The sequence below is a fragment of the Actinosynnema sp. ALI-1.44 genome (assembly GCF_001984155.1).
In the GTDB taxonomy this organism is placed as follows: Bacteria; Actinomycetota; Actinomycetes; order Mycobacteriales; family Pseudonocardiaceae; genus Kibdelosporangium.
Window position 1 is genome coordinate 124701 of the sequence record NZ_MTQO01000037.1, and the last position, 26070, is coordinate 150770.

Here is a 26070-nt window from a genome sequence, read left to right on the forward strand (position 1 = left end):
TGCCGTTGGTGAGCTAACGGACTGCCGGTGTGACCCGGTCACCCGCTGTGCTTGAGCGGTCGGTTCGAGACGAGCCATTCCGAGATGGGGGGAACCACAGGTGCACGTCATCGCCCACTGGTGCGTCCAGCACCGATACCTGGTGATCGGCCTGTGGCTGGTCGCACTGCTGGGCCTGGGGGTGCCCAGCAGTCGACTGGACCGGCCCGCACCGGCACCTTCGCCATCCCCGGCTCGGCGTCGACGAAGGAATGCCAGGCGATGATCACGTTGCGCAGCACACTGCACCTGACCGGCCTGACCGGCGTGACGATCGAGGACATGGTGATCGACACCGACGGCGACGGGATCGTGCTGGACGACTGCCGTGACATCACCATCTCCCGCGTGCTCGTCAACGCGTGCGGTGGTCACGGGATCCGGCTGACCAACTCGGCTCACGTGTCCATTGAGGACTGCGCGGTCTACGGCTACGACACGGGTTCGGTCGCTGCGGGGACGTTCACGTTCCTGCACCCGCGACCGTGCGGCGGGATCAGGGTGCTCAGCGGTTCGCGCGACATCACGCTGACCTCGACGGTGATCGAGCACAGCCGCGGTCTCGTGCTGGACACAGTGGACGACGTGGTGGTGCGCGGCCTGCACATGGCCGACGTCCTCGGCGTCCCGCTGGTCGTGCGCGGCCGGGGACGCCGGGTCGACATCGGTGACATCGACATCCTCAACGTGCTGTCAGACGTCGCGCGACCGGTACAACCAGTGCACATCCCGGCCGAACGACCACGACAGAGCGCCTAGCGCGATGCCCGTGACGATGTACGACACCGTGGCGGGCAGCAAACCGGACGCGGCGGCCACGAGCACAACTCCTTGCATCGCGGCGACGGTCTTGCGCGCCATGCTGTGCGGCAGTGCGGCGGTCAGCCACGGCAAAGCCCAACTGGCCGCGACGAACAGGTACCGCATGGCACCGATCAGCAACACCCACGGCCCGAGGAACTTCGCCACGAACAAGCTCAGGATGAGGATCAGGAACGCGTCCACTTCCATGTCGAACCGTGCGCCCAAAGGCGTGACGCATCCGGTCCGGCGGGCGATCTGGCCGTCGATCGCGTCGCCGACCAACGCGACTGCCGCGATCACCGCCAACAGGGTCAGGGGAACAGGCCGCCAGAACGAGTCGATCACGATGGCGGTCACGCTGCCGACGAGCCCAGCCCGAGCCAGCGTCACCCGGTTGGCCGCGCCGACCGTCTCCGCTCCGGCACGGAACAACGCCGTCATCAGCCACCCGCCCAGCACGACCGCGTAGGTCGCGCCGGCCAGCCACCCCTCGAAGCCCAACGGCGTGACCATGGCCAGCGCGGTTACCAGCAGTAACTGCGCTACCACCCCCACGAGGGGCTCGTAGGCCAACGCGGCCCTCCCACTACTTAAGGTGATCGAAAGCCTCAAGGGAGGGTAGAACGGATGGAACGGGCGTTCTGGGTGCGTTCGGCTGGTCACGGCGAGATCGAACCTGCTCATGTGCATCAACACGCGTCAGACGAAGTGTTGGTTCGAACTCTTTTCAGCGGGGTGAGCCGCGGCACCGAAACCCTTGTTTTCCGCGGCGAGGTGCCGCCGAGCCAGTACACGGCGATGCGAGCGCCGTTCCAGGAGGGCGACTTCCCCGGACCGGTCAAGTACGGCTACCTGAACGTGGGCGTGGTCGAGGACGGACCCGCGCACCTCGCAGGCAGAACGGTGTTCTGCCTCTATCCACACCAGACACGTTACGTCGTGCCGGTGACGGCGGTCACCGTCGTGCCGGACACCGTCCCGGCGGAGCGAGCGATCCTGGCAGGCACCGTGGAGACGGCCGTGAACGCGGTGTGGGACGCCGCGCCACTGGTCGGCGACCGGATCGCCGTCATCGGCGCTGGCATGGTCGGCGCGTCCGTCGCCAAGATCATCGCCGGTTTCCCCGCGACGAGGGTGCAACTGGTCGACTCCGACCCCGCCAAGGCCGAGGTCGCCGCGGCGCTGGGCGTCGAGTTCACCTCGCCGGAGGACGCCGAAGGCGGGTGTGACCTGGTCGTGCACGCCACCGCGTCCGAAGCGGGCCTGGCCAGGGCACTGGAACTGCTCGCCGAGGACGGCGAGGTGATCGAGCTGAGCTGGTACGGCGACCGGCGGGTGAGCGTGCCGCTCGGCGAGTGGTTCCACTCCCGGCGGTTGACCATCCGGGCCAGCCAGGTCGGGGCGGTGGCCCAGGCGCGGCGCGGCAGCCGCGGTTACGCCGACAGGCTGGCGGTCGCGATGGACCTGCTGGCCGATCCGGGTTTCGACATCCTGATCAGTGGGGAATTCCCGTTCGGCGATCTACCTGCGGTGCTGAGTTCTCTCGCGAGCGGTGAACTACCCGGCCTTTGCCACCGTATTAGGTACGACGGTTGACGAGTTCGAACCGAATGGGAGGGCCCCCGGGTGTTCAGCATCACCGTCCGCGATCACGTCATGGTCGCCCACAGCTTCCAAGGCGAGGTCTTCGGACCCGCGCAGCGGCTGCACGGCGCGACGTTCCTCGTGGATGCCACGTTCCACCGTGCCGAGCTCGACGACGACAACATCGTCGTCGACATCGGACTGGCCACCGAGCAGCTCAAGGACGTGCTCGCGCCGCTCAACTACCGCAACCTCGACGACGAGCCGGAGTTCAAGGGCGTCAACACCTCCACCGAGTTCCTGGCCAAGGTGATCGCGGACCGGCTGGTCGAGCGGATCGGCGACGGAAAGCTCGGCGAAGGCGCGCGTGGGCTGGCGGAGATCACCGTCACCCTGCACGAGTCGCATGTGGCGTGGGCGAGCTACCGTCGTGCCGTGGAGTCATCCCCGGAGTCATCCCCGGAGTCATCACTGTGATCGGCTTCGTCGTTCCGGGCGACATCGACGACAGATCGGTGCCCAGCGGCGGCAACGTCTACGACCGACGGATGAGCACCGCCCTGGGCGCCAACGAGGTCGCGGTCGCGGGGACGTGGCCGACACCGGACGGCACCGCACGCCGGGAGTTGGCGAACGTCCTCGCCGGATTCGACGATGACGCCACGGTGCTGATCGACGGGCTGGTGGCGTGTGGCGTCCCCGATGTCGTGGCCGCGCAAGCCCGGCGGTTACGCCTGGTGGTGCTGGTGCACCTGCCGCTCGCGGACGAGACCGGCATCGAACCCGACCTCGCCGCGGACCTCGACGCCCGCGAACGCCAGACGTTGCAGGCCGCGACCATGGTCATCGCGACCAGCCCGTGGGCGGCACGGCGTGTCGTGTCACACCACCGGTTGGACCCAGGCCGCGTGCACGCCGTGCCGCCGGGCACTGATCCCGCGCCGCTCGCGCTCGGCACGGACTGCGGCTCGCGGTTGCTGTGCGTGGCCGCCGTGACGCGGCGCAAGGGTCAGGACCGGCTCGTCGAGGCGCTGGCCAGCGTGCGTGACCTGCCGTTCAGCTGCGAACTCGTCGGCTCGCTGCGGCGCGACAGCGAGTTCGTGCTGCGGCTGAGCACGATGATCAAGGAACACGGGCTGGCCGACCGGGTCACGCTGGCCGGGCCGAAGACCGGCGCCGAGCTGAACGCGGCGTACGCGGCAGCGGACCTGTTCGTGCTGCCGTCCCGCACCGAGACCTACGGGATGGTCCTCACGGAGGCGCTGGCGCGGGGGATCCCGGTACTGGCCACGAACGTCAGCGCGATCCCGGAAACCGTCGGGCACGCGCCCGACGGGACCGTGCCCGGCATCCTCACCTGGCAGTTCGCTGACTCGCTGCGCCGCTTCCTGACCGACGAGCAACTGCGCGACGCGCTGCGGGCGTCGGCACACGCCAGGCGCGCGACGCTGACCGACTGGGACACCGCGGCGCTGCACCTGCGGGATGTACTGGCAGAGCTGGAGGAACCGGCATGTCGCAGATAAGCAACAGCACGATGTACCCGGCCGAGTGGCTGTCGCTGCGCGAGGACGCGGACGCGGCGGCCCGGTCGGACGAGCTGGCCCAGTCGCTGCGGGCGCACTTCGGCGACCGGCCCGGCCTGATCATCCGCGACCTGGGCTGCGGGATCGGCTCGATGGGGCGGTGGCTGGCCGCCCGGCTGCCCGGCCCGCAGCACTGGATCCTGCACGACCGCGACCCCGGTCTGCTGTCGCGTGCGGTGGCCGGGATGCCGCGTGGGGTGACCGTGACCGGTGAGCTCCAGGACATCACGCGGTTACGGGTCAATGACCTGAGCGGGACGTCGCTGGTGACCGCGTCGGCACTGCTCGACCTGCTGACCGCGGAGGAACTGGCCGCGTTGGCCGAGGCGTGCGCCAAGACCCCGGTGCTGTTCGCGCTGTCGGTGGTCGGACAGGTCGAGCTGGACCCGTTCGACGAGTTCGACGACGAGGTCTCGAAGGCGTTCAACGCCCACCAGCGGCGGGTCACGCAAGGCAGGCGCCTGCTCGGGCCGGACGCCGCCGGTACCGCGGCGGAGCTGTTCCAACGACAGGGCGCGACCGTGCACCGCAGGCCCAGCCCATGGCGGCTGGGCCGCGACGACGCCGCCCTGATCGCGGAGTGGCTGCGCGGCTGGGTGGCGGCCGCGGTGGAAGAACAGCCGGAGCTGGCCGAACACGCCGATGCCTACCTGGAACGCAGGCTCGGCGACAGCGAGCTGGCGATCGTCGTCCACCACGAGGACCTGCTCGCGCTTCCGGCGGGTGCGGCATGAAGAAGAACGTCTGGGCGTGGGCGAAGCTGCTGATCGGCGCGGGAATCATGGTTGCGTTGTTCCTGCAACTGGGTACCAGCAGCTTTGTGGACGGGCTGCGCGTGATCACCTTCGGCGAGGTGTTCGCGGCATTGGGGATCGGCTTGGCGACCACTGTGCTCAGCGCGTGGCGCTGGTGCCTGGTGGCTCGCCGCCTTGGCTTGAACTTGTCGCTGTCGCGGGCGGTGCTGGACTACTACCGTGCGTTGTTCCTCAACGCGGTGCTGCCCGCGGGCGTGCTCGGTGACGTACAACGCGCGGTCGAACACGGGCAGCAGGAAGGCGACCTCGGGCGAGGCGTGCGAGCTGTTGTGCTGGAACGGATCGCGGGTCAGGCCGTGATCATCGTCGCCGGGGTGGCCGTGTTGCTGGCAGTGCCGTCGTTGGGATTGCCGCGGGACATCATCCTGATCGTCCTCGGTGTGATCGCGGTGATCGCGACGGCTTTTGTCGCCGCGCGACGCTGGGCGCGCGCCAACACCGGACTGTCCCGGACCATCGCCGACATCCGCGCGGGACTGCTCGCCCGCGACGCGTGGCCCGGAATCACGCTACTGTCGGCAGCGGCACTGGCGGGGCACATCACCCTGTTCGTCGTGGCCGCGCACGCGGTCGGGTCGACCGCGCCGATCGCGCAACTGGTGCCGCTGATGGTGCTGTCGCTGCTGGCGATGGGACTGCCGGTGAACATCGGGGGTTGGGGGCCCAGGGAAGGCGTTGCCGCGGTGGTGTTCTCAGCCGCCGGGCTGGGCGCCGCACAAGGATTGACCACAGCGGTGGTGTACGGGGTGCTGGCGCTCGTCGCGAGCCTGCCCGGTGCCGGAGTGCTGCTCCTGCGTACACCGGTGTTGCGGAGATTGGAAAAGGCACTATGACCGAACTTGCCGGATTCACCCGACGTGCGGCGGAAACACGCCTGCCGACCCGCTACGGCGACTTCAACGCGGTGGGCTACCAGGACCCGACGTTCGGGCACGAGCACATGGCGCTGGTGTACGGCGACGTCACGAAAGGGCGCGATCCGCTGACCAGAGTGCACTCGGAGTGCCTGACCGGTGACGTCTTCGCGTCCACCAGGTGCGAGTGCGGGGACCAGTTGGCCGCGGCGATGCGGGCGATCGTGGCCGAGGGCGCGGGAATCCTGATCTACTTACAGGGCCATGAAGGACGTGGGATCGGCCTGCTGGCGAAGCTGAAGGCGATGCGCCTGCAGGAAGAAGGCATGGACACCGTGGACGCGAACGTGGCGCTCGGCCTGCCGGTCGACTGCCGCGACTACCAGGCGGCCGCGGACATCCTGCAGGACCTGGGAATCCAGTCGATCCGGCTGCTGTCGAACAACCCGCACAAGGTGGAGTCACTGAGCGAGTACGGGATCAGGATCTCCGAGCAGGTGCCCCTGCTGATCGAGGTGAACGACGACAACCTGCCGTACCTGAAGGCGAAGCGGGAACGGCTCGACCACCACCTGCCCCAACTCGACGACATCCTCTGAGCACCCGCGCCACCCTGGCGGGGGCGGCGCGGTCTCAGCCCAGGGCTTCGAGGACTCCGGCGAACGTCGTGACCAGACTGTCCAGGACCTTGCTTCCCTTGTCCTTGCTTGCTTTGGACGGGCGGCCGATGACGCCGGCCGTCGTGTAGGGCGCGAGACCCAGTGTCAGCATGTGGTCGCGCTCGTCCGCCAGGTGGTCGTGATCCGCGTAGTCCGCTTTCACGACCTCCGGGTGGGCGTGCAGCAGGATCGACACTTCCAGTTCGCCCGCGTGCATGTCGCTGACCATCGGCGTCTCGATCCCGCCCGCGGTCCGCGCCTTCTGCCAGTCCGCTTCTGTGGGGAACAGGGCCATGCCGCTGGATTCCTGGACCAGATTGGACAGGACGTAGTTGCCGCCGTGCCCGTTGATCAGCACCAGTTTGTCCACCCCCGACCGGCGCAGCGAGTCCGCGACGTCCCGCACGACGGCGTACAGGGTCGGCGCCGTGATGCTCACGGTTCCCGGCCACGCCGCGTGTTCGTGGGAACAGGACATGGTGATCGGCGGCAGTTCGAACACCGGGTAGGCCGTGCTCAGCGCGCGGGCCACGGTCGACGCGATCATCGTGTCCGTGGCCAGCGGCAGGATCGGCCCGTGCTGTTCGTGGCTGCCGACGGGGAGGATCGCGACTGCCGGGTCCCGGACGTCCAGCGTGGTGTGCGACGGGAGGAACATGGCCCGCACTCTATCGTTGCCGACCATGATCCCCGTGGTGCTCGACTGCGACCCCGGCCACGACGACGTGTTCGCCATGCTCCTCGCCGCCGCGCACCCGGCGATCGACCTGCGCGCGATCACGACCGTGGCGGGCAACGGCCCGCTGGACAAGGTGACCACCAACGCGCTGCGCGTCTGCGCCTTGGCGGGCATCGACGTTCCCGTCGCCGCGGGTCTCTCGCAGCCAGCGGCCGGGAACGCGCCATCCATCCACGGCGAGAGCGCGCTCGACGGCACCGACCTACCCGAACCAGCCGACCTGCTGGCCGACGAGGACGCGGTGACCCTGACCGAGCGTTTGCTCGACAAAGCCGGGCCGGTGACCATCGTCGCGACCGGGCCGTTGACGAACGTGGCCGCGTTGCTGCGCAAACGGCCGGATCTGCGGCCACGCGTCGCGTTCATGGGCGGCAGTTGCGGTCGTGGCAACTGGACGCCGTTGGCGGAGTTCAACATCTGGGCCGACCCGGAGGCCGCGGACGTCGTGCTGTCCAGCGGCCTGGAGGTCACGATGTGCGGACTGGACGTCACCCACCAGGCCACGGCCACACCGGACGTGTTCGAGCGCCTGAGGGCGATGCGGACGCCGATCGCCGACCGCATGGGCGACCTGCTCCGGTTCTTCGCGTCCACCTACGACGAGGTGTTCGGCATGCCCGACCCGCCGGTGCACGACCCGGTCGCGGTCGCCGCGGTCGCGGCGCCCGAGTTGCTGAGGTTCGTCGACGCCCCGATCGCCGTCGAGTTGACCGGGACGCACACCCGTGGTGCGACGGTGGTGGATCTGCACGGTGTGACCGGGAAACCCGCCAACGCACGCGTCGCGCTGGACCTCGATCGCGCGGAGTTCTGGGATGTCATGCTCGCCGCTGTCGAACGGCTCGGATAGCCCGGCCGATCGTGGCGACGCCCGCGGCGATGTCGCTCGGTGTGTTGGCCGCGTAGCCGAGGATCAGGCCCGGCGGGTGCGGCCGTTGACAGTGCCAGGAAAGCGGCTGCACCTTCACGCCGTGCCGTAGCGCCGCGGCGGCCAGGTCCACATCGGAACGCGGGGTGTCCAGTGTGATCATCAGGTGCAGCCCGGCGGCGGCGCCGTGCACCACAGCACCCGGCAGGTGGGCGTGGACGGCGTCGACCATCGCGTCGCGGCGCCGGACGTGGCGCCTGCGCAGGTACCTCAGCTGTCGTTCCAGTTCGCCGGACGACATCAGCTCGGCCAGAACCAGTTGGGGCAGGGCGGCGTTGCCGAGGTCGGCGAGGCGTTTCGCGGCGATCACGGCGTCCCGGTACCTCGCCGGGACGAGCAACCAGCCGACCCGCAGCGCCGGAGCGAGCAGTTTGGACACACTGCCCGCGTAGAACACGCGCTCGGACACCATGGATCGCAGCGCGGACACGGGCGGCCGGTCGTAGCGGTGCTCGGCGTCGTAGTCGTCCTCGACGATCAGGCCGTCCCATCTCATCAGCTGGCGCCTGCGTTCGCCGTCGAGGACGACGCCGGTCGGGAACTGGTGCGCCGGGGTCATCATGACCGCGCCGACTCCGCTGTCCCGCAGGACATCCACGCGCAACCCGGCATCATCCACCGGAACAGGAGGGGTTTCCATGCCCGCGTTGCGCAGGTGCTGCCGTACGCCCAACGATCCCGGGTCCTCCACCGCGATCTGCGTGATGCCGTCCTCGCTCAGCACCTTGGCGACCAGACCGAGCGCTTGCGCGACACCGGCGACGATGAGGACCTCGGCCGGGTCCACCCTGATCCCACGGGTCCGCGCCAGCCAGGTCGCCACGGCGAGCCGCAACGCCGGAGTGCCACGGGGATCGCCGTACCCGAGCGCCGCGGGCTCCACCGCGTTGAACACCGTCCGCTCGGCACGCAGCCACGCCGAACGGGGAAACGCCGCGAGGTCGGGGACACCGGGGGAGAGGTCGAACCGCGCGGCGGCGGCGCGGAACGAGTCGAAGACGTCGTCCGCCGGGTCGGTCGCGAACACGTCCGCGGTCGACGGCGGCTGGTACGTCCGGACGGTCGGCGCCGCGACGGGCACGGCGACGACCACGGTCCCGCCACGACCGCGACCGGCGACGTGGCCGTCCTCGACCAGGCGTTGGTAGGCCTCGGTGACCACGCCCCGCGAGACCTCCAGATCGGCCGCGAGCACCCGGGTCGCGGGCAGCCTGCTGCCCACCGGCAGCCGCCCGTCGGAGATCGCCAGCCGCAGTTGTCCGGCCAGCCACTCGGCGCGGCCGCCGGCGGGCGCGTCGGCGATGGTGAGCTGGAGGAAGTCCGACCCCCGCGTTGCGGACCCCGTTATGGACCCCTCAGCGGGGCGTGGTTTGGCCCTACTCATCGGGCCATTGTGGCAGCACAGTGAACGCCATGAGCATCGCTTTCCTGGTCACGACCCTCATCGCCGTGGCGACGCCCGGCACGGGCGTGCTCTACACACTGGCCACGGGCCTGGCCCGGGGCCACCGGGCGAGCGTGATCGCGGCGTTCGGCTGCACACTGGGCATCGTCCCGCACATGGTCGCCACCATCACCGGCCTCGCCGCGTTGCTGCACACCAGCGCGCTGGCGTTCGAGCTCGTCAAGTACCTCGGCGTGGCCTACCTGGTCTACATGGCCTGGAGCACCCTGCGGGACAAGGGCGCGCTCGTGGTCGAGCAGGCGCAGACGCAGCCCGTGTCCGCCACGAAGGTGATCGTCTCGGCGGTCCTGCTGAACCTGTTGAACCCGAAGCTGACGATCTTCTTCGTGGCGTTCCTGCCGCAGTTCGTCAGCGTGGGCGACCCGGGGCAGCTCTGGCGGATGGTCGAGCTGAGCCTGGTGTTCATGCTGCTGACGTTCGTGGTGTTCGCGCTGTACGGGATCTTCGCGGCGGCCATGCGCGACCACGTGATCTCACGGCCCCGCGTGATGGCGTGGCTGCGAAGGTTCTTCGCCGTGTCGTTCGTCGCGCTCGGTGCGAAGCTCGCGTTCACCCAGGTGTGAGGTCAGCTGCTGCGCCAGACGCTGCCGCGGCGCTCGTACTCCAGCACCGTCTCCACCCGCTGGGCCTGCTTGGCGCCGACGAACCGTTCGACGAGCCACAGCGCCACTTCGAGACCGGAGGTGATGCCGCCGCCGGTGATCAACGTCCTGTCGTCGACAACACGGGCGTTGACCAGCTTGGCGCCCTGCGCCTGGAGTTCGGCCTTCGCCCCGGCGTGCGTCGTGGCCGGGCGGCCCCGGGTGATGCCTGCCGCGGACAACACCATCACACCGGTGCAGATCCCGACCGGCAACGCCTTGACGGCCGCCAACGTGGCAAGGAAGCCCTTGTCCGCGATGAGCCTGTGCACCCCGGGACCGGTGCGGTCGGTGTACCCGCCGCCGGGGACGATCAGGATGTCCGCGTCCTGCGGCGACCACCCGTTCGGCACCTCGACCCGGGTACCGTGCATACAGGTCACCGTGCCCGGTGGACCCGTGGTCACCAGCTTCGAGGTGAACCCCGCGCCCATCTTCCCCGCCAGCCCGAGCACTTCGACCGGCGCGATGAAGTCCTGTTCCTCCACACCGTCGAAGAGCAGCGTCTGCACCCGCACTGGATCACTCCTTCGCCTCGTCCACCCCACAGGTCGGCTGGCGCGAACCGATGGTTCCCGGCGCGGGGACCTGATCCAGTGCGGGCATGTGCCGCTACCAGGTCAACGGCAGCGATTCCACGCCGTGGATGAACGAGTACGACCGGAACGGCACCTCGTCGTAGTCCACGGCCAGTGCCAGCTTCGGGAACCGGCTCAGCAGTGCGGGGTAGGCGATCTTCATCTCCATCCGGGCGAGCGGTGCGCCGAGGCAGTGGTGCAGGCCGTGCCCGAACGCCATGTGGGCGGAGATCTTGCGGGTGATGTCGAACGTCTGCAGGTCCTCACCCAGCGCCGGGTCGCGGTTGGCCGACGGCAGCGAGCACATCACGATGTCCCCGGCGGCGATCCGTTGCCCGGACAGCTCCACGTCCTCGATCGCGGTGCGGAACACTCCCGTGTGGACGATCGAGAGGTAGCGCAGCATCTCCTCGATGGCCTCGTCGACGCGTTCCCCGTTGCGCACGGCCGCCGCTTGTTCTGGGTGGCGCAGCAACAGCAGTGTGCCCATGGCGAGCATGTTCGACGTTGTCTCGTGCCCGGCCAGCAGCAGCAGGTCGGCGACTCCGGTCAGTTCGCGGTTGTCGACGTCGTCGCCGTGGTCGCGGACCAGCATGCCGATCATGTCGTCGCCCGGGTTCCTGCGGGCCTCTTCGACGAGCTTGGCCATGTAGGCGCGGGACGCCTCCATCGCCGCCACCCGCTCGCTCATGTCGCGGCCCATGTCCAGCCGGACCTTCGCTGTCTCCTGGAACTCGTCGCGGTGCTCGTACGGCACGCCCAGCAGTTCGCAGATCACCAGCGACGGGATCGGCAGTGCGAACGTCGGCACCAGGTCGGCGGGCGGGCCCGCCTGCTCCAGCGCGTCGAGGTGTTCGGTGACGATCGCTTCGATCCGCGGTTGCAGCCTGCGGATGCGCCGGACGGTGAACTCGGGTGTGAGCATCCTGCGCAGCCGGGTGTGCTCGGGCGCGTCGTAGCCGAGCAGGAACCCGCTGCGGCCCTTGTTCCCTTCGCTGAACGGGCCGATCGGGGCGTTGCTGAACCTGCCGGACCCGCTGAGCACCTCCCTGATGTCGCTGTAGCGCGTGACCAACCAGGCTTCCCCGCCGATCGCCAGTTCCACCCGCGTGACCGGCTGCTCCTCCCGCAGCCTGATCAGTTCGGGAACCGGGGCGAACTTGTCCCGCCTCGCCTGGATCGGGATTTCGGGCGCTTGTGTCATGACCCCTCCGATAAGTGATATGGACCTATCGTTTACAGCCACGCTAGCACAAGTGGTAGTTGGCTATCAGTCTGTTAGCGTTGCCGGATATGAGCGGCCCATCGCAGCGCCCGTTGCGGGTGGACGCGGCGCGCAACGCGGAACTGATCGTGCGCGCGGCTTGGCGCGCCTTCGGGGAGTCGGGCGCGGAGGTCCCGCTCGAGGAGATCGCCAGGCGCGCGGGAGTCGGCGTCGCGACTCTCTACCGGCGCTTCCCCAGCAAGAGCGACCTGCTCCTGGCGATCATGGAATGGCGATACGCGGACTCTATCCAGCCCGCGGTGGCCAGCGCGCTCGTCGATGAGGACCCCTGGCGGGCAGTGGTCACTGCCCTTGAGGCCGCGCTGACCGTCATGGGGCAGGCCCACCCGGTGATCAAGGCGGTGCACGACCCCCGGTCGATGCTGGTCGGGCTGAAGAACCGGTTCCTCAACGACTTCACCACCATCGTGGGACGCGCTCAGGCCGCCGGGGTGGTCCGCCCGGACCTGCGCCCGAGCGACCTGCCGATGGTGGTGTACATGCTGATCAGCACGGTGCGCGCGACCACCGACCCGGCCGACGGCTGGCGCCGTCCGCTCGCTCTGCTGCTGGCCGGGTTGCGGTCGGGCTCGGACGTCCCGCTACCCGACATCTCGGCGGTGGACGTCATGCCTTGGGGCCCGGCCAAGGGTGGGGACTGCTCGGACCACGGCTCTCGGTGAGCTGGCGCAACTTGAAGCGCTGGATCTTGCCGCTGCTGGTCTTGGGCAGTTCGTCGAGGAACTCCACCGCGCGGGGGTACTTGTACGGCGCGATGGTCCGTTTCACGTACTCCTGCAGTTCGGCGACCTCGGACTGCCCCGCGCGGACGCCGGGGTGGAGCACCACGAACGCCGTGACGATCATGCCGCGGTCCGGGTCCGGCGCGCCGACCACCGCCACCTCCGCCACGTCCGGGTGCGCCGCGAGCACGCTCTCCACTTCGGGCCCGGCGATGTTGTACCCCGCCGAGACGATCATGTCGTCGGTCCGGCCCTGGTACCAGAAGTAGCCGTCGGCGTCCCTGACGAACGTGTCGCCGGTGATGTTCCAGCCGTTGTGGACGTACGTGCGCTGGCGGTCGTCGGCGAGGTAACGGCAGCCGGTGGGGCCCTTCACGGCCAACCGCCCCGGTGTCCCGTCGGCGACCGGCTCGCCGTCGTCGTCCAGCACGGCGGCCTGGTAACCGGGAACGGGTTTTCCGGTGGAGCCGGGCCGGATGTCGTCGTCCGCCGCGGAGATGAAGATGTGCAGCAGTTCCGTTCCGCCGATGCCGTCGATGATCCGGACGCCCGTGGTGCGGTGGAACGACTCCCACACCGGCGGCGGCAGGTGCTCGCCGGCCGACACGCACCTGCGCAGGCTCGTGAGCCCGGATGCCCTGCCGGTGGCCAAGATCGCCTTGTACGCCGTGGGCGCGGTGAACAGCACGCTGACCCGGTGGCGGGCGATGGCGTCGACGAGGTCGTCCGGTGTGGCGCGTTCCAGCAGCAGGGTCGACGCGCCGACGCGCATCGGGAAGATCACCAGGCCGCCGAGGCCGAACGTGAACCCGAGCGGCGGGGTGCCGGTGAACACGTCGTCCGGCTTGGGGCGCAGCACGTGGTCGCCGAACGTGTCGGCGATCGCCAGCACGTCGCGGTGGAAGTGCATGGTGGCTTTGGGTTTCCCGGTCGTGCCCGAGGTGGCGGCGAGCAGGGCGACGTCGTCCGCGGCGGTCTCGACGGCGTCGAACGACCCGGGTTTGGCCGCCGCGGCCGCTTCGAGTTCGCCGGGGTAGGTCACGACCGGCAGGTCGGCCTCGGCCAGGTCGGCGGTGAACCGGTCGTCGCTGACGATCAGGCGCGGCCGGGTGATCTCGACCATCGTGGCGATCTCGCCCGCGCGCAGCAGCGGCATCGTGGTCACCACGACGCCGCCCGCCTTGAGCACACCGAACCACGTCGCCACCAGCCATGGGTTGTTCGGCCCGCGTAACAGCACGCGGTTTCCCGGTACCAGGCCGTGATCCTCGGTCAGTACGTGTGCGATCTGGTTGCTGCGCTTGTCCAGTTCGCCGTAGGTCCAGACCTCGGTGCCGGTCCGCAGGCACGGGCGGTCCGAGTGGGCGGGGTCAAGCAGGGCCGTCGCGCAGTTCAGTCGTTCGGGCACGGCCGGGTCGAGCAGGAACTCGGGCTGCTCGTCGGCGGGCGGGAGGTTGTCCCGGCAGAACGTGTCCACGTGGGCGGTGCCCGCCATCGCACCCTCCTGCGGTCGGCGGTGTGTCACTTTGGCGACGGTCGTCATGCTCGCGCTACATGCAGGCGGGTGTCAAGGGCGTGTACTGTCGCCGGGGAAGGACCGATCGAGGAGGTGAGACCCATCAACGTCATGTCAGACCGGGTGCTCGCCGAGGTCCGCCGAGGGTGAGACAGCGAGCGCCTGCGCAGCATCGAAAGGCGCTTGAGATCCACACCGAGATCGTTGGCAGGCTTCGTGCCGCCGGCTGCGTGTTCGCCGAGGACGAGGCCCAGTTGCTCATCGACAACGCACACGGCCCCGAGGACCTGGCCGCCATGGTCGACCGCAGGGTCGCGGGCCTGCCGTTGGAACACGTCCTCGGCTGGGCGGAGTTCTGCGGACTGCGGATCGTGGTGCACCCCGGCGTGTTCGTGCCACGCCGCCGCACCGAATTCCTGGTCGCCCAAGCCATGGCGTTGATGGACGGCACACATGTGGTGGTCGACCTGTGCTGCGGCTCCGGTGCGGTCGGCGCCGCCCTGACAGCGGCGGCCCCCGAGTTGCACGCCGTCGAGTTGCACGCCGTGGACATCGACCCGGCCGCGGTGGAGTGCGCGCGGCACAACGTCGCCAACGTCCACCTCGGCGACCTGTACACGCCTTTGCCCGCCGAGTTACGCGGCCGCGTCGACATCCTGGTCGCCAACGCGCCCTATGTGCCGACCGACGCGATCGCCCTGATGCCGCCGGAAGCCCGCGACCACGAACCGCTCGTCGCGCTCGACGGCGGCGCGGATGGCCTTGCCGTGCAACGCCGTGTGACCGCGCAGGCACGGGACTGGCTCGCGCCGGGCGGTCACCTGCTGATCGAAACCAGCGACCGGCAGGCCGCGCACACCGCCGCCGCTTTCGTCGAACACGGCCTGGCGCCGCGGATCGCCCGATCCGACGAAGCAGGCGCGACCGTGGTGATCGGCCGCACCCCCTAGCGCTCGTGCCCCTGTTGGCAACCAATGTGGCCTTCGTTGCGAAATCCGCTACCAATGTGGCCTTCGTTGCGCCCCGGGCACACCGCTAGAGCGTCATAGCTTCTGCCAGACGGACACGTGTTTGCCGCTGTCGCTGGTGAACGGGCCGCGGTCCCAGTCGGTCACGCGTTCGTGCAGCCGCATCCCGGCCATCCGCGCCATCAGGTCGAGTTCAGCGGGCCAGACGTACCGGAACGGCATCGAGACCGTGCGGGCGGCGCCGTCGACTATCCGGTAGTGGTGGGAGATCAGGCCCTGGGTGGCGATGTCGTACTCGTCGAAGCCGAGCCGCTCGGGGGTCACGGCGAACGGGCGGACCGTCTCACCGGCCGGAAGTCGTTGCAGGTCCGGCACTTGCACCTCGATCACGAAGAACCCGCCAGGTTCGAGGTGCTCGGCGACGTTGGCGAAGCACGCGACCTGGTCGTCCTGCGTGGTCAGGTTCATGATCGTGTTGAACACCAGGTACGCCAGCCGGAACGGGCCGGGCGCCTTGGCGGTGGCGAAGTCGCCGACCGTGACGCCGATGCGTTCGGCCCCCGGCTTGGCGCGCAGGCGGTCGAGCATCTCCTCCGACAGGTCGATGCCGTGCACGGCGACCCCGGCCCGGCTCAGCGGCAACGCGATCCGGCCGGTGCCGATGCCCAGTTCCAACGCGGATCCGTCGCCTGCCAAGCCTTTCAGGAAGTCGACGACCGGTTGGACCGGCATGGGCTCGCAGTCGGTGTCGTAGTCCTTGGCCACTGCTTCGCCGAAGTGGTTCACACGCACACCGGCCACTTTGGCACCGCCGAACACCTGCCACCACTCAATTACTTGAAGCTGAGCTTGCTCGGTTCGCCACGCTCCAGCGCCGCGACGTGGTCGGCGAGGTTGGTGCCCTCGCTCAACGTCCTGCCCGCGGCCAGGTGCGCGGCCAGCTCGGACTCCGCCTGCTTCACCGCCGCCGCGGCGTCGAGCAGACCCTCGACACGAGCCGGATCGGCGACGAGCACGCCTTCCTCGTCGCCCAGGATGATGTCGCCCGGGTTCACCACGACCCCGCCGCACGTCACCGGCACCTGCAGTTCGCCGAGTTTCACGGTGGTCCCGGCCATCGGCGTGACGAACCGGCTGTAGATCGGCAGCGCGCAGCTCGACACGTACGCGATGTCGCGGTAGCCGCCGTCGATGATGATGCCGCCGAGCCTGCGGACCAACGCACCGCGTGCGAACATCTCCCCGGCGAGGGCGAGTTCCCGTCCGCCGCCGTCCACCACGACCACGTCACCCGGCTGCGCGGTCTCGATCGCCCGCAGCACACCGAGGAAGTCGTCACGACAGCGGACCGTGAACGCCGGGCCGAGGACACGCGGCTGCGCCGAACGCGCCCTGATCCCGCTGTCCATCACCCTGGTCGTCTTGTCCGCGTCGCAGATCGCCGTCGTGTCCACGTCGGCGAAGCGGTCGATCAGTTCCATGCGGTCAGGCTAGGGGAGAACACCGGGTAGTTTGGTGTCCTGAAGGTCATCTTCGCCCGGAAGGTCGTTCTTTGTTCCTGTTGTTGCTCGGTGTTCCCGCTGCGCTCGCGCACTACTACCTGTGGCGGAGACTCGTCCGCGACACGACGCTGCGCGGTGGCCGCGGCAGGCTGTTCGGCACGGTCGCGCTGGCCGGGGCGTTCGTCCTGATGATGGCCGCCGTGACGTTGTCACGCAGCATGCAGTGGCTGGCCTGGCCCGGCTACCTGTGGCTGGCGGTGATGTTCTACCTGACGCTCGTGCTCGGCGTGCTGGAGATCCCCAGGCTGCTGGTCAACCGGCGGGTCAAGGCGCCGGTGGTGGCCGGTGTCCAGGAGCCCGCGGCGGTCCCGCTGCCGAGCAGGCGGGTGTTCATCGCCCGCACGTTCGCCGTCGCCGGTGGCATCACCGCGGGCGGCATCGTCGGCTACGGTGCCACGAAAGCGCTCGGCGCACCGGAGATCACGTCGGTGCCGGTGCCGATCAGGCGGCTGGGCCCGTCGCTCGACGGGTTCCGGATCGCCGTCGTCAGCGACATCCACCTCGGCCCGTTGCGCGGCCGCGGACACACCGAGCGGATCGTCCGGATGATCAACGAGCAGCAGCCGGACCTGGTCGCCATCGTCGGCGACCTGGTCGACGGCACGGTCGACCTGCTCGGCGACGACGCGGCACCGTTGAAGGACCTGGTCAGCAAGCACGGCAGCTTCTTCGTGACCGGCAACCACGAGTACTACTCCGGCTTCCAGCCGTGGCTGGCCGAACTCGAACGCCTCGGCGTGAACCCGCTGCGCAACGAACGGGTCGCCATCCAACGCGGTGGCGCCACCTTCGACCTCGCCGGGGTCAACGACGTCACGGGCAAGCAGTTCGAAGACGCCCCGGACATCGCCCGTGCGCTGGACGGCCGCGACACCGGCAACCCGGTCGTGCTGCTGGCACACCAGCCGGTGCAGGTCGAGGAGGCCGCCAGACACGGCGTGGACCTGCAACTGTCCGGGCACACCCACGGTGGCCAGATGTTCCCGTTCCACCTGGCCGTCCCGCTCCAGCAGCCAGTCACCGCCGGGTTGGAGAAGATCGACGACACCTGGGTGTACGTGACCAGGGGAGCCGGTTTCTGGGGTCCGCCGGTCCGGGTGGGCGCGCCGCCGGAGATCTCCATGATCCGGCTGTCGGCGTAGGGGCAGGGGGAAGTTTCGGGGCGTCCTGCGGGCGCGGCACGACGGCGTCGGCGAACTCGTCCAGGCCGCCGCGAGTCACGTGCGGTACGAGGATGAAGCCGTGCATCCGCACGCTGGCGCGTCCCTTGGCGACGGTGTTCTCGCCGACCAACGGGTCCACTTCGGGCAGTGGACCGTCCGGGTCGTGACCGCTGAGGTCCCTGTTCCACAGCTGCTCAGCAGTTTGATCGCCGTCTGCCCGCTGACCTGCTGGCGCCGCACGATCGCGGCGTTCTGCCGTGCGTCCGCGTCGGTGTCGCCGAGCACGAACGTGGCCGCGGGCAGGATCTTGAGCTGCTCGTGGGTGCGACCGTACTTGGCCAGGCCCGTGCTGTTCGCGGCGGCGTCCGCTATGTGGACGCGCTGGATCCAGCCGTTGTTGATGCGGTGTGGTGTGCGCATGCGCGAGGCGACCTACGATCGATCACGTCCGCACTTGTCCCGGCGTACAGTGCTGCGTCTCTCCGCGATGGGAGGAGCCGCGATGGCTGTCGGTGTGACGTCGGCAGCGCAGGCGTCCGCGGCGAGCTCGATCGTGAAGCCGCTCCCGCCCGAGTTGTTCGAGGTGTACGGGACCAACGCGGAGACGAGGTGGGAAGCCCTCAGCGGACAGGGGTTTCTCACGCCGGTCGACCGCTTCTTCGTACGCAACCACACGTCGACGCCGCTCATCGACGCGAGCACCTGGCGGCTGCGGCTGTTCGGCACCGGACTGCGGCACGGCCCGGTCGAGTTCGGCTACCGCGACCTGCGGTCGCTGCCGTCGGAGACGATCACCGCCGCCGTCGAGTGCGCGGGCAACGGCCGCAGCTTCTACACCAGCCAGCAGGGCCAGCAGGTGACCGGCACGCCGTGGAAACTCGGCGCGATCGGTGTCGCGCGCTGGCGTGGCGTGCGGCTGTCCACCTTGCTGGCCAGGGCCGGGCTGAGCAGGCGGACCGTGGACGTGCAGCCGTCCGGGCTGGACGCGGACTACGTGACCGGTGGCGTGAACCTCGGCAAGGTCCGCAGGCCGCTGCCGATCGGCAAGGCACTGGAGGACGTGCTCGTCGCGTACGAGATGAACGGCAGGCCGCTGCCGCCCGACCACGGGTACCCGGCGCGTCTGGTGGTCCCGTCGTGGATCGGCATCTCGTCGATCAAGTGGCTCGGCGAGATCGAGGTGTCCGACACCCCGCTAGCCTCGCCGTGGAACACGCAGTTCTACCGGCTCGTCGGGCCGTCGTACCCCGCCGAGGGCACAGTGATGGGCCGACAGGTCGTCAAAAGTGCGTTCGAACTGCCCCGTGCGGCCGTTTTCCGAGCGGGCGAGCGGCACGTGCTGCACGGCCGTTCGTGGTCGGGCAACGGCCGGATCCGCAACGTCGACGTGAGCGTGGACGGTGGCGAGCGCTGGCACCCCGCCAGGCCGACGAGCACAAGGCACGAGAACGGCTGGCTTCAGTGGGAGTTCCCGTGGCGGCCGAAGGACCCGGGCGCGTACACGCTGCGTGCACGCGCGACGGACTTCACCGGCGCGACCCAGCCCGAGACCACGCCGTACAACACGCAGGGCTACCTGTTCGACGGGATCGTGGCGCACCCGGTCACAGTGGTGTGAACTCGGCAGGTCCGTCGAAACCGAGATACTCCTGTGCGACCACCTCGTGCAAGGGGAACACGAGGCCACGTGGCCCGAAGACCACACCGCGCTCGGACACTTCCCCGTTCAGCGCGAACGGCGGCAGGTCCGAGACATCGACCGGGGGCGTGACGCCGAACAACAGCACGAGGTTCGGGTTGGGTGTGGTCGAGGAGAACGACAGCGGCCGCAGGGCTGCGGAGTCCACGACCAGGCCTGTCTCCTCGTACACCTCGCGCGCGCCCGCTTGCTGCCATGTCTCGTCGAGGTCGATGAACCCGCCGGGCAGCGCCAGCCCACCGACCGGCGGGATCGCCCGCCGGATCACGAGCAACCCCGTGCGGTCCGCGACGACCACGGGCACCAGCACGACGGCGACCGGTTTCGGGTTCGCCCACACCACGGCACCGCACGCGGCGCACTCGCGGGGATAGCGAGTGGTGTCGTCGTACTGCGTGCCGCAGGACGAGCAATAGGCATCACGACTCATGGTGGGAATCTACGGTAACGATGATCGTGCGTAGCCGCGCTCGATGAGGAGCCCAATGTCGCACGTGGACACCGTTCGTGACCGCTAGAGTCGCTGTTGTGACTGGACAAGCGCTTGTGCTGGGTGGCGGCGGTGTCGCGGGGATCGCGTGGATGACCGGACTGCTGGCCGGGCTCGCCGACGCGGGCAAGGACGTGACCAACGCGGACCTGGTCGTGGGGACGTCGGCCGGGTCGACCGTCGCCGCGCAACTGGGCAGTGGGCTCAGCCTGGACGAGCTGTACGCCCGGCAGGTCGATCCCGCGCTGCGGAGCAAGGAGATCGACCCGGGCGTCGACATGGAAACCTACGGGGCGCACCTGGCTGCGGCGATCGAGGCCGCGTCGTCGGAGGTGGATGCCCGGCGGCGGGTCGGGGCGCTGGCCCTCGCGGCCCGCACGGTCCCCGAGGCGGACCGGTTGGCTGTGGTCGCTTCGCGGCTGCCGTCGCACGAGTGGCCGTCGTTCCGGTTGCGGATCGTCGCGGTGGACGCGGAAACCGGCGAGCCGCGCGTGTTCGACAACGACTCGGGCGTGCCGCTCGTCGACGCGGTCGCGGCGAGCTGTGCCGTGCCCGGGATCTGGCCGACCGTGTCGATCGACGGCCGCCGGTACGTCGACGGCGGTGTCCGGACGATCGACAACGCCGACCTGGCGGCGGGCTTCGAGCGTGTGGTGATCCTGTTGCCGTTGGGAACGCAGTCGCTGTTCCCGTTGGGGAAGCCGCTCGACGAGGTCGTGGCGGACCTGTACGCGGACGTCACCGTGATCAGCCCGGACGAGGCGTCCGCCGAGGCGATCGGCCTGAACCCGCTGGACCCGGAAACACGGGCACCGGCGGCGAAAGCAGGCCGCGCGCAGGGCAGGCGTCGGCTAGGCTAGTGGTCGGCGTGCTGTCCGATGTAGATCTCGGCGAAGGACTCCGCCGCCTTGCGTGAGTTCAGCAGGCGGCGCAGCCGGGCCTGGATGAGCTGGTGGGTGAACGGGTCGCGCGAGCCGTGGAAGAGGTCCGACAGCCACTGGGAGAACTCCTGGTACTGCCAGACGCGGCCGAGGCACGCCGCCGAGTAGCCGTCCAGCGCGGACTTCTCGCCGTCGTACCACGCGGAGATGCCTTGGGCGAGCAGGACGGCGTCGTGGATGGCGAGGTTCATTCCCTTGGCCGCGATGGGCGCGACGAGGTGGGCGGACTCACCGGCGAGGTGGAGCCGTCCCGCGGACATCCGGTCGAGGACGTAGTTGTGCATCCGAAGCACGCGCTTCTCGATCAACGGGCCTGCCACGATCGGTTCGCCGGGCAGGGCCAGCCGAGCGCGGAGTTCCGTCCAGACCCGCTCGTCCGGCCAGTCGTCGGCGGTGTCGTCGGCCGAGCATTGCAGGTAGTAGCGGGTGACCGACGGCGTGCGCGCCATGTGCCCCGCGAAACCGTTCGGGTGGATGCCGAAAACGACGCTCTCCGCCGACGGTGGCGCCTCGGCCAGCAAAGCCAGCCAGCCGATGCCGTAGTCGTGCCGAGCGACAGTGGCGGGAACGTGGGATTGGCAGACGCCCCGCGCGCCATCGCACCCGGCCACGAAATCGCAGTCGACCCGCTCGCCGTCGAACGCGACGTACGGGCTGCTGTCCAGTGAACGCAGCTGGATGTCGCCGACCGAGAACCGGATCGGGCCGGGGTAGCAGGCGAGCAGGTCCTTGACCAGTTCCTGTTGTGGGTAGACGAAATGCCGGTGGCCGGTGAGATCGGCGTAGTCGAACCGGTGACTCGTGCCGTCGACCCGGAACTCGAATGAGCCCTGCGTCGCGGCCCGCCGGAGCAACCGGTCCGCCAGGCCGTTGCGCTCCAGCGCGCGGACGGCCCACTCCTCGACGAACCCGGCACGCGCCCGGTTCTCGATGAACTCCCGGGTCTCCCGCTCCAAGACCAGACAGCCGATGCCCGCCCGGTGCAGCAAGTTGGCGACGGTCAGCCCGGCGGGCCCGGCTCCGATGACGACGACGTCGGTTCGCCCCATCGCCCGAACGTAACACCGCCGCCCGAAAACGCACACGGATCCACAACCGCCTTGACAACAAACCTTGTCCGGACGACGATCACTGTCGTGAAGGCGATAGCCGAGGTCATCGACACCGACGCGCTGCAGGCAATGGCGCATCCCATGCGGCTGGAGATCCTGGCCGCGTTACGCGAGCCCAACTCCGCGGCGGCCGTGGCGCGCGGCCTCGGGCAGCCGCGTCAGAAGGTGAACTACCACGTCAAAGAGCTCGAACGGGCCGGTCTGGCGCACCGGGTGGGGGAGCGGCGCGCGGGCAACCTCGTGGAGAGCCTCTACCAGGCCACCGCGGCCACCTACGTCGTCTCACCGCGGCTGGCCTGGGTCGACCGGCCGCGGATCGACGCGCTCGCCGAGCAGGTCGCGTTGGAGAACCTGGTCGCGGTCGGCGAACGGCTGCAGCAGGCCGCCGCGCTGCTGCTCGACCGGGCGGCGTTCGACGGCGAGCAGATCGCCAGCGCCGCCGTGGAGGCCGAGGTCCGCTTCGCCGACGCCGCGCAGCGCAAGGCGTTCCTCGCCGAGTACGTCTCGGCCATCGGCCCGTTGTTGAAGAAGTACGGGGACGCGCAGGGGGATTCGTATCGCCTCGTCCTCGCCGTACACCCGGATTCCAAGGAGACGTCGTGACATACGGCAAGTTTCGCAAGACCTTCTCGCTGTCGGTCCCGGTCGAGCGCGCGTGGCAGGCGTTCACCGATCCGAAGGACCTCGAGGTGTGGCAGACCGGCACGGTCGAGCAGGCCGACGTCCGCCCCGGCGGCCGGATCGCCTGGACGGCCGACGAATACGGCCAGCTCGTCTGGGACATCGTCGAAGTCGACCCGCCGAACACGTTCGTCTACAAGGAAGGGGCGACGTTCCTGCCCGCCGAGAGCGAGGTGACCGTCACCTTCGAGCACGAGGACACCGGAACGCGGGTCACCGTGACACAGGCGGGTTTCGGCGACGACGAGGACTGGGAGACGCACCTGGAGAACGTCGGCCTCGGCTGGGTGCAGACGCTGGCCGCGCTGGACCTGTACCTGCGGACAGGGGTGCGCTACGACAGGTTCTTCACGTTCCAGTCGGGGCTGGGCATGATGACCGACGACGTGCTCGCCGGTTCGCTCGTCCGGTCGGTCGTCGACGGCGCGTTCGCCGCCAAGGCGGGAATCCGGCCGGGCGACGTCATCCTCAAGCTCGGGACCGCGCCGGTGTTCTCGCGCACGGACCTGTGGATGTACACGCGAGAACACGCTATCGGCGAGGAGATCGACGTGGCGTTCGCGCGCGACGGCGAGGTGATCACCGCCCGCGCCGCGTTGACCGAACCGATGTGAGCCCTCCTGCTATTCGGTCCGGGTGAAGTCCATGGTCCAGTTGGTGCGCCAGGTGGCTCCGCCGTCATAGGAGAACGCCTGCTCCCAGCGGGCGGTGTCGGCGGTGGGGTTGGTCCACTCGACATGACCGAGACCGCCGAGGATCGGCTCGGTCGCGGCGGCGGAGTCGAATCCGACCCACTCGTCACAGGTCGGGTCGACGACGTCCACCAGCTTGCGGTTGCGCACCTGCCAGCGGCCGAAGACGAAATCGAAGTCGGAACGCCCGTCGGCGGGCACAGGTGAAGTCACGGTCGAGCTCCTCGGGAGGTGGTCCACGCACAGCCTGTGGGGTGCCGGGTATGGCCCGGCACCGACAGTTTCGGTGCCGTCCGGTCATCCCTTCTCTTCCGGCGTTCCACGCCTGATTCGAACATGCGTTCGACGTCGTGCTAGGGTCTGCCCTCGACCAAGGGGGAGAGATGGACCGCGGCACGGCTTGGCCCGCTGGAGTGGTGTTTCTGCTGGGACTCAACCTCCGGCCCGCCGTGACCGGGCTGGGGGCGGCGTTGCCGGACATCGCCACCGCGAGTGGTGCGGTCGCGGCGGTTCTTGTCGCGCTTCCCTTGTGGGTCTGTGGAATCGGTGGCCTGCTGGCGCCGAGGCTGCAAGCCATGAAGGGGACACAGAGGACGGTACGGGCCGCGTTGGTGCTGCTCGCCGCCGCGCAGGTGGCCCGGGTCGCGGGTGGCCCGGTTCTGTTGGTGGTGGGAACCGCGTTGGTGTGCGTGGCGATCGCGTTGATCGCCACCATGCTTCCCTTGCTGGTCGGTGGGAAGTCAACGGTGTTCAGCGTGTGCTACACCGTTTCACTCGGGTGTGGCAGCACGGCCGGTGCGCTGGTCACGCCGTGGATCGTCGGTCACTCGTCGTGGCGGTTCGGCCTGGCCGCGTGGGCGCTTCTCGCGGCCGTCACGATCCCGGTGGCCGGGCGGTTGGACGAAGCCCCGCCGCGGTCGGGAATCCCGCGCCTGCGGACAGTGGCTGGGTCCCGGGTCGCGCGCGGTCTGACCGTCTATTTCGGACTTGTCTCGACGGTGACGTTCCTCGTGATGGGGTGGTTGCCCGCGATCCTGCGCGACGCAGGCGTACCTGCCGATGTCGCCGGTGCCTGCCTGAGCCTGTGCATGGTGCTTGGGTTACCGATGATGTGGCTTGTGCCGTGGTGGCTGCACCGGCGGCGCAGCCAGCCGGTCCTGCTGGCGGTTCTGGTGCTGCCGAGCATGGTCGGCGTGACGGGCCTGCTCGTCGCGCCCGCTGCGGCACCGTGGTTGTGGGCTGCTGGGCTCGGTGTCGGCATGGGTGGGGTCGCATTGGTGCTGACCAGCATTCACCGCCGCGCGGCAGGCAATCCGCGAATCACCACCACGCTGTCGGCGATGGTGCACGGTTGCGGGTATCTGATCGCGGGCGTGTGCGCGCTCGTGTGCGGACTGGTCCACAGCGCGACGCAGTCATGGCAGGTCTCGCTCGTGATGGTGCTGATTGTCCTGTGTGGACAAGCTGTCGCCGGGTTCAACGCGGTCCGGCCCGGCTCGATCCGGCCGGACGCGCTGCCCCGGCAACGCGTCCCTGACCGGCTGGATCGAGCTGACCGGTTCAGTGCCAGTGTTGCTTGTCGACCACGTTGATCAGCGGGTCGCCTGCGGCGAACCGTTTGGCGTTCTCCTCGATGACGGCGAACCTGCGTTCCTCGCTGTGCGGCCCGGCGCCCGCGACATGCGGCGTCAGCAGCACGTCCGGCCGCGTCCACAACGGGTGATCCGACGGCAGCGGCTCGGTCTCGTAGACGTCCAGCGCCGCGCCCGCGAGTTTTCCCCGCTCCAGCGCCTCGTTGAGGGCGTCCAAGCGCAGCGTCGGGCCCCGTCCGACGTTGATCAGGTAGGCGTCCGCGCGCAGCCGTCCGATCCGCTCGGCGTCGAACATGCCCTCGGTCTCGGGGGTGTGCGGCACGGTGACGATCACCAAGTCGGCCTTGCCGAGCATGCCGTCCAGCTCGGTGGTCGGCAGGACCTCGGCGAACCCGGGCGCGTCCTGCGGACGTGCGTCGACGCCGACGACCCGGGTGCCGAACGCCGACAGCATCCGGCCGACCGCCCTGCCGATCGCGCCGACGCCGACGATCAGCGCGGTCGTCTCAGCCAGGGTCAGCACCGAAGCCGGGTTCCAGTCCGGCGCCCAGGTGGACCGGGCCTGCGCGCGGACGTACTGCGGGATGCCACGGGCGAGCGCCAGCACCAGCGCCATCGTGTGCGTGGCGACGTGGTCGGTGTAGGTGTCCCGCATGTTGGTCACCACGACCGGGTGCTCGATCAGCCGGGGGTGGTAGAAGCCGGCGGGCGGCCCGGCCTGCGGCGCCTGCAACCAACGCACGTTCTCGGCGTGCGCCAGCAGGTCCTCGGGCAACGCGCCGTACGCCGCGTCTGCCTCGCGCAGCGCCACGGCGGCCTCCTGCACGGTGTCAGGACGCAGCACGCGCAAACCGGGCACGGCTTCGGCAAGTCGTCGCGGCCAGGTCGCGGTGTCGTCGTGATGCGGAGGCACCATCACCAGGGTCAAGCTCATGCCGCATTATCGGCCGGGCCT

29 protein-coding genes and 1 pseudogene are annotated in these 26070 nt (G+C 69.4%); 17 read left to right on the plus strand and 13 right to left on the minus strand.

Annotated features, from left to right (window positions below; all coding sequences use genetic code 11):
- The first annotated feature begins 153 nt into the window (after positions 1–153).
- The gene (locus ALI144C_RS11090; protein WP_168211227.1) at positions 154–798 is read left to right on the plus strand and encodes a right-handed parallel beta-helix repeat-containing protein; all 645 of its coding nucleotides are present in this window, start codon (positions 154–156) and stop codon (positions 796–798) included.
- On the opposite strand, the gene ALI144C_RS11095 is transcribed toward ALI144C_RS11090, so the two are convergent.
- Positions 733–1398 (minus strand): CDP-alcohol phosphatidyltransferase family protein, encoded by a 666-nt coding sequence (locus ALI144C_RS11095; protein WP_237774091.1) that lies wholly within the window; start codon positions 1396–1398, stop codon positions 733–735. The genes ALI144C_RS11090 and ALI144C_RS11095 overlap by 66 nt on opposite strands.
- A gap of 72 nt (positions 1399–1470) precedes the next feature.
- On the opposite strand from ALI144C_RS11095, the gene ALI144C_RS11100 reads away from it, so the two are divergent.
- The 6 genes from ALI144C_RS11100 to ribA are packed head-to-tail and all read left to right on the plus strand — an operon-like array spanning position 1471 to position 6281.
- Complete coding sequence (locus ALI144C_RS11100) at positions 1471–2439, plus strand: zinc-dependent alcohol dehydrogenase (RefSeq protein ID WP_076986966.1); 969 nt, start codon at positions 1471–1473, stop codon at positions 2437–2439.
- A 30-nt stretch (positions 2440–2469) separates the two neighbouring features.
- Complete coding sequence (locus ALI144C_RS54260) at positions 2470–2904, plus strand: 6-pyruvoyl trahydropterin synthase family protein (RefSeq protein WP_076986967.1); 435 nt, start codon at positions 2470–2472, stop codon at positions 2902–2904.
- Entirely contained in the window at positions 2895–3953 is a 1059-nt protein-coding gene (locus tag ALI144C_RS11110; RefSeq protein WP_076987079.1) for a glycosyltransferase family 4 protein, read from the plus strand. Before ALI144C_RS54260 ends, ALI144C_RS11110 begins: the two co-directional genes overlap by 10 nt.
- A complete protein-coding gene (locus ALI144C_RS11115) occupies positions 3941–4747 on the plus strand; it encodes a methyltransferase domain-containing protein (protein ID WP_202818922.1) in 807 nt (268 codons plus the stop codon). The genes ALI144C_RS11110 and ALI144C_RS11115 overlap by 13 nt, the downstream gene beginning before the upstream one ends.
- Positions 4744–5661 carry a lysylphosphatidylglycerol synthase transmembrane domain-containing protein gene (locus tag ALI144C_RS11120; RefSeq protein WP_076986968.1) on the plus strand — a complete coding sequence of 306 codons (918 nt, stop codon included), beginning with the start codon at positions 4744–4746 and terminating at the stop codon, positions 5659–5661. The genes ALI144C_RS11115 and ALI144C_RS11120 overlap by 4 nt, the downstream gene beginning before the upstream one ends.
- Entirely contained in the window at positions 5658–6281 is a 624-nt protein-coding gene (ribA, locus tag ALI144C_RS11125; protein ID WP_076986969.1) for a GTP cyclohydrolase II, read from the plus strand. The genes ALI144C_RS11120 and ribA overlap by 4 nt, the downstream gene beginning before the upstream one ends.
- 34 nt (positions 6282–6315) lie before the next feature.
- Here ribA and ALI144C_RS11130 read toward each other — a convergent pair whose 3' ends face one another.
- Positions 6316–6999, minus strand: coding sequence for a creatininase family protein (locus tag ALI144C_RS11130; RefSeq protein ID WP_076987081.1), 684 nt, complete (start codon positions 6997–6999; stop codon positions 6316–6318).
- A gap of 25 nt (positions 7000–7024) precedes the next feature.
- Here ALI144C_RS11130 and ALI144C_RS11135 point away from each other — a divergent pair, with 25 nt between their 5' ends.
- Positions 7025–7930: a nucleoside hydrolase gene (locus ALI144C_RS11135; protein ID WP_076986970.1), complete on the plus strand. Its 906-nt coding sequence runs from the start codon at positions 7025–7027 to the stop codon at positions 7928–7930.
- Here ALI144C_RS11135 and pdxR read toward each other — a convergent pair.
- Complete coding sequence (gene pdxR, locus ALI144C_RS11140) at positions 7899–9392, minus strand: MocR-like pyridoxine biosynthesis transcription factor PdxR (RefSeq protein WP_076986971.1); 1494 nt, start codon at positions 9390–9392, stop codon at positions 7899–7901. The two genes, ALI144C_RS11135 and pdxR, sit on opposite strands and share 32 nt — an antisense overlap.
- Positions 9393–9421: 29 nt before the next feature.
- Between pdxR and ALI144C_RS11145 the strand changes: the two genes are divergently transcribed.
- Positions 9422–10036: a LysE family translocator gene (locus tag ALI144C_RS11145; RefSeq protein ID WP_076986972.1), complete on the plus strand. Its 615-nt coding sequence runs from the start codon at positions 9422–9424 to the stop codon at positions 10034–10036.
- 2 nt (positions 10037–10038) lie between these two features.
- On the opposite strand, the gene ALI144C_RS11150 is transcribed toward ALI144C_RS11145, so the two are convergent.
- Both ALI144C_RS11150 and ALI144C_RS11155 read right to left on the minus strand, forming a co-directional pair.
- Positions 10039–10632 carry a DJ-1/PfpI family protein gene (locus ALI144C_RS11150; protein WP_237774092.1) on the minus strand — a complete coding sequence of 198 codons (594 nt, stop codon included), beginning with the start codon at positions 10630–10632 and terminating at the stop codon, positions 10039–10041.
- 94 nt (positions 10633–10726) lie between these two features.
- A complete protein-coding gene (locus ALI144C_RS11155) occupies positions 10727–11896 on the minus strand; it encodes a cytochrome P450 (protein WP_076986974.1) in 1170 nt (389 codons plus the stop codon).
- Positions 11897–11985: 89 nt separating this feature from the next.
- On the opposite strand from ALI144C_RS11155, the gene ALI144C_RS11160 reads away from it, so the two are divergent.
- Positions 11986–12639: a TetR/AcrR family transcriptional regulator gene (locus ALI144C_RS11160; RefSeq protein ID WP_076986975.1), complete on the plus strand. Its 654-nt coding sequence runs from the start codon at positions 11986–11988 to the stop codon at positions 12637–12639.
- On the opposite strand, the gene ALI144C_RS11165 is transcribed toward ALI144C_RS11160, so the two are convergent.
- Positions 12584–14194 (minus strand): AMP-binding protein, encoded by a 1611-nt coding sequence (locus ALI144C_RS11165; protein WP_076987082.1) that lies wholly within the window; start codon positions 14192–14194, stop codon positions 12584–12586. The two genes, ALI144C_RS11160 and ALI144C_RS11165, sit on opposite strands and share 56 nt — an antisense overlap.
- 167 nt (positions 14195–14361) lie before the next feature.
- Between ALI144C_RS11165 and ALI144C_RS11170 the strand changes: the two genes are divergently transcribed.
- The gene (locus ALI144C_RS11170; RefSeq protein ID WP_237774093.1) at positions 14362–15165 is read left to right on the plus strand and encodes a putative protein N(5)-glutamine methyltransferase; all 804 of its coding nucleotides are present in this window, start codon (positions 14362–14364) and stop codon (positions 15163–15165) included.
- Between the two features lie 93 nt (positions 15166–15258).
- Here ALI144C_RS11170 and ALI144C_RS11175 read toward each other — a convergent pair whose 3' ends face one another.
- Together ALI144C_RS11175 and ALI144C_RS11180 are read right to left on the minus strand one after the other, a co-directional pair.
- Complete coding sequence (locus ALI144C_RS11175) at positions 15259–15975, minus strand: class I SAM-dependent DNA methyltransferase (protein ID WP_076987084.1); 717 nt, start codon at positions 15973–15975, stop codon at positions 15259–15261.
- A gap of 41 nt (positions 15976–16016) precedes the next feature.
- Positions 16017–16664 carry an RraA family protein gene (locus ALI144C_RS11180; RefSeq protein WP_076986976.1) on the minus strand — a complete coding sequence of 216 codons (648 nt, stop codon included), beginning with the start codon at positions 16662–16664 and terminating at the stop codon, positions 16017–16019.
- 71 nt (positions 16665–16735) lie between these two features.
- On the opposite strand from ALI144C_RS11180, the gene ALI144C_RS11185 reads away from it, so the two are divergent.
- Entirely contained in the window at positions 16736–17887 is a 1152-nt protein-coding gene (locus ALI144C_RS11185; protein WP_076986977.1) for a metallophosphoesterase, read from the plus strand.
- Positions 17888–17909: 22 nt separating this feature from the next.
- Here ALI144C_RS11185 and ALI144C_RS11190 read toward each other — a convergent pair.
- Positions 17910–18250, minus strand: a pseudogene (locus ALI144C_RS11190) (F420-dependent methylene-tetrahydromethanopterin reductase); the annotation flags it as partial.
- A 160-nt stretch (positions 18251–18410) separates the two neighbouring features.
- Here ALI144C_RS11190 and ALI144C_RS11195 point away from each other — a divergent pair.
- The gene (locus tag ALI144C_RS11195; RefSeq protein ID WP_237774094.1) at positions 18411–19526 is read left to right on the plus strand and encodes a sulfite oxidase; all 1116 of its coding nucleotides are present in this window, start codon (positions 18411–18413) and stop codon (positions 19524–19526) included.
- Here ALI144C_RS11195 and ALI144C_RS11200 read toward each other — a convergent pair.
- Positions 19513–20037 (minus strand): NUDIX domain-containing protein, encoded by a 525-nt coding sequence (locus ALI144C_RS11200; protein ID WP_076986980.1) that lies wholly within the window; start codon positions 20035–20037, stop codon positions 19513–19515. The two genes, ALI144C_RS11195 and ALI144C_RS11200, sit on opposite strands and share 14 nt — an antisense overlap.
- A 98-nt stretch (positions 20038–20135) precedes the next feature.
- Here ALI144C_RS11200 and ALI144C_RS11205 point away from each other — a divergent pair, with 98 nt between their 5' ends.
- Entirely contained in the window at positions 20136–20957 is an 822-nt protein-coding gene (locus tag ALI144C_RS11205; protein ID WP_193441171.1) for a patatin-like phospholipase family protein, read from the plus strand.
- Here the strand turns inward: ALI144C_RS11205 and ALI144C_RS11210 are convergent.
- Positions 20954–22087 carry a 4-hydroxybenzoate 3-monooxygenase gene (locus ALI144C_RS11210; RefSeq protein ID WP_076986981.1) on the minus strand — a complete coding sequence of 378 codons (1134 nt, stop codon included), beginning with the start codon at positions 22085–22087 and terminating at the stop codon, positions 20954–20956. The two genes, ALI144C_RS11205 and ALI144C_RS11210, sit on opposite strands and share 4 nt — an antisense overlap.
- An 87-nt stretch (positions 22088–22174) precedes the next feature.
- Here ALI144C_RS11210 and ALI144C_RS11215 point away from each other — a divergent pair, with 87 nt between their 5' ends.
- Both ALI144C_RS11215 and ALI144C_RS11220 read left to right on the plus strand, forming a co-directional pair.
- Entirely contained in the window at positions 22175–22753 is a 579-nt protein-coding gene (locus ALI144C_RS11215) for a winged helix-turn-helix domain-containing protein (RefSeq protein ID WP_083752934.1), read from the plus strand.
- A complete protein-coding gene (locus ALI144C_RS11220) occupies positions 22750–23445 on the plus strand; it encodes an SRPBCC domain-containing protein (protein ID WP_076986982.1) in 696 nt (231 codons plus the stop codon). The genes ALI144C_RS11215 and ALI144C_RS11220 overlap by 4 nt, the downstream gene beginning before the upstream one ends.
- 9 nt (positions 23446–23454) lie before the next feature.
- On the opposite strand, the gene ALI144C_RS11225 is transcribed toward ALI144C_RS11220, so the two are convergent.
- Entirely contained in the window at positions 23455–23736 is a 282-nt protein-coding gene (locus tag ALI144C_RS11225) for a hypothetical protein (RefSeq protein ID WP_083752935.1), read from the minus strand.
- Between the two features lie 170 nt (positions 23737–23906).
- On the opposite strand from ALI144C_RS11225, the gene ALI144C_RS11230 reads away from it, so the two are divergent.
- Complete coding sequence (locus ALI144C_RS11230; RefSeq protein ID WP_143230572.1) at positions 23907–25115, plus strand: MFS transporter; 1209 nt, start codon at positions 23907–23909, stop codon at positions 25113–25115.
- Here ALI144C_RS11230 and ALI144C_RS11235 read toward each other — a convergent pair.
- Positions 25084–26049: a D-2-hydroxyacid dehydrogenase gene (locus ALI144C_RS11235; protein ID WP_076986985.1), complete on the minus strand. Its 966-nt coding sequence runs from the start codon at positions 26047–26049 to the stop codon at positions 25084–25086. The two genes, ALI144C_RS11230 and ALI144C_RS11235, sit on opposite strands and share 32 nt — an antisense overlap.
- Positions 26050–26070 lie beyond the last annotated feature (21 nt).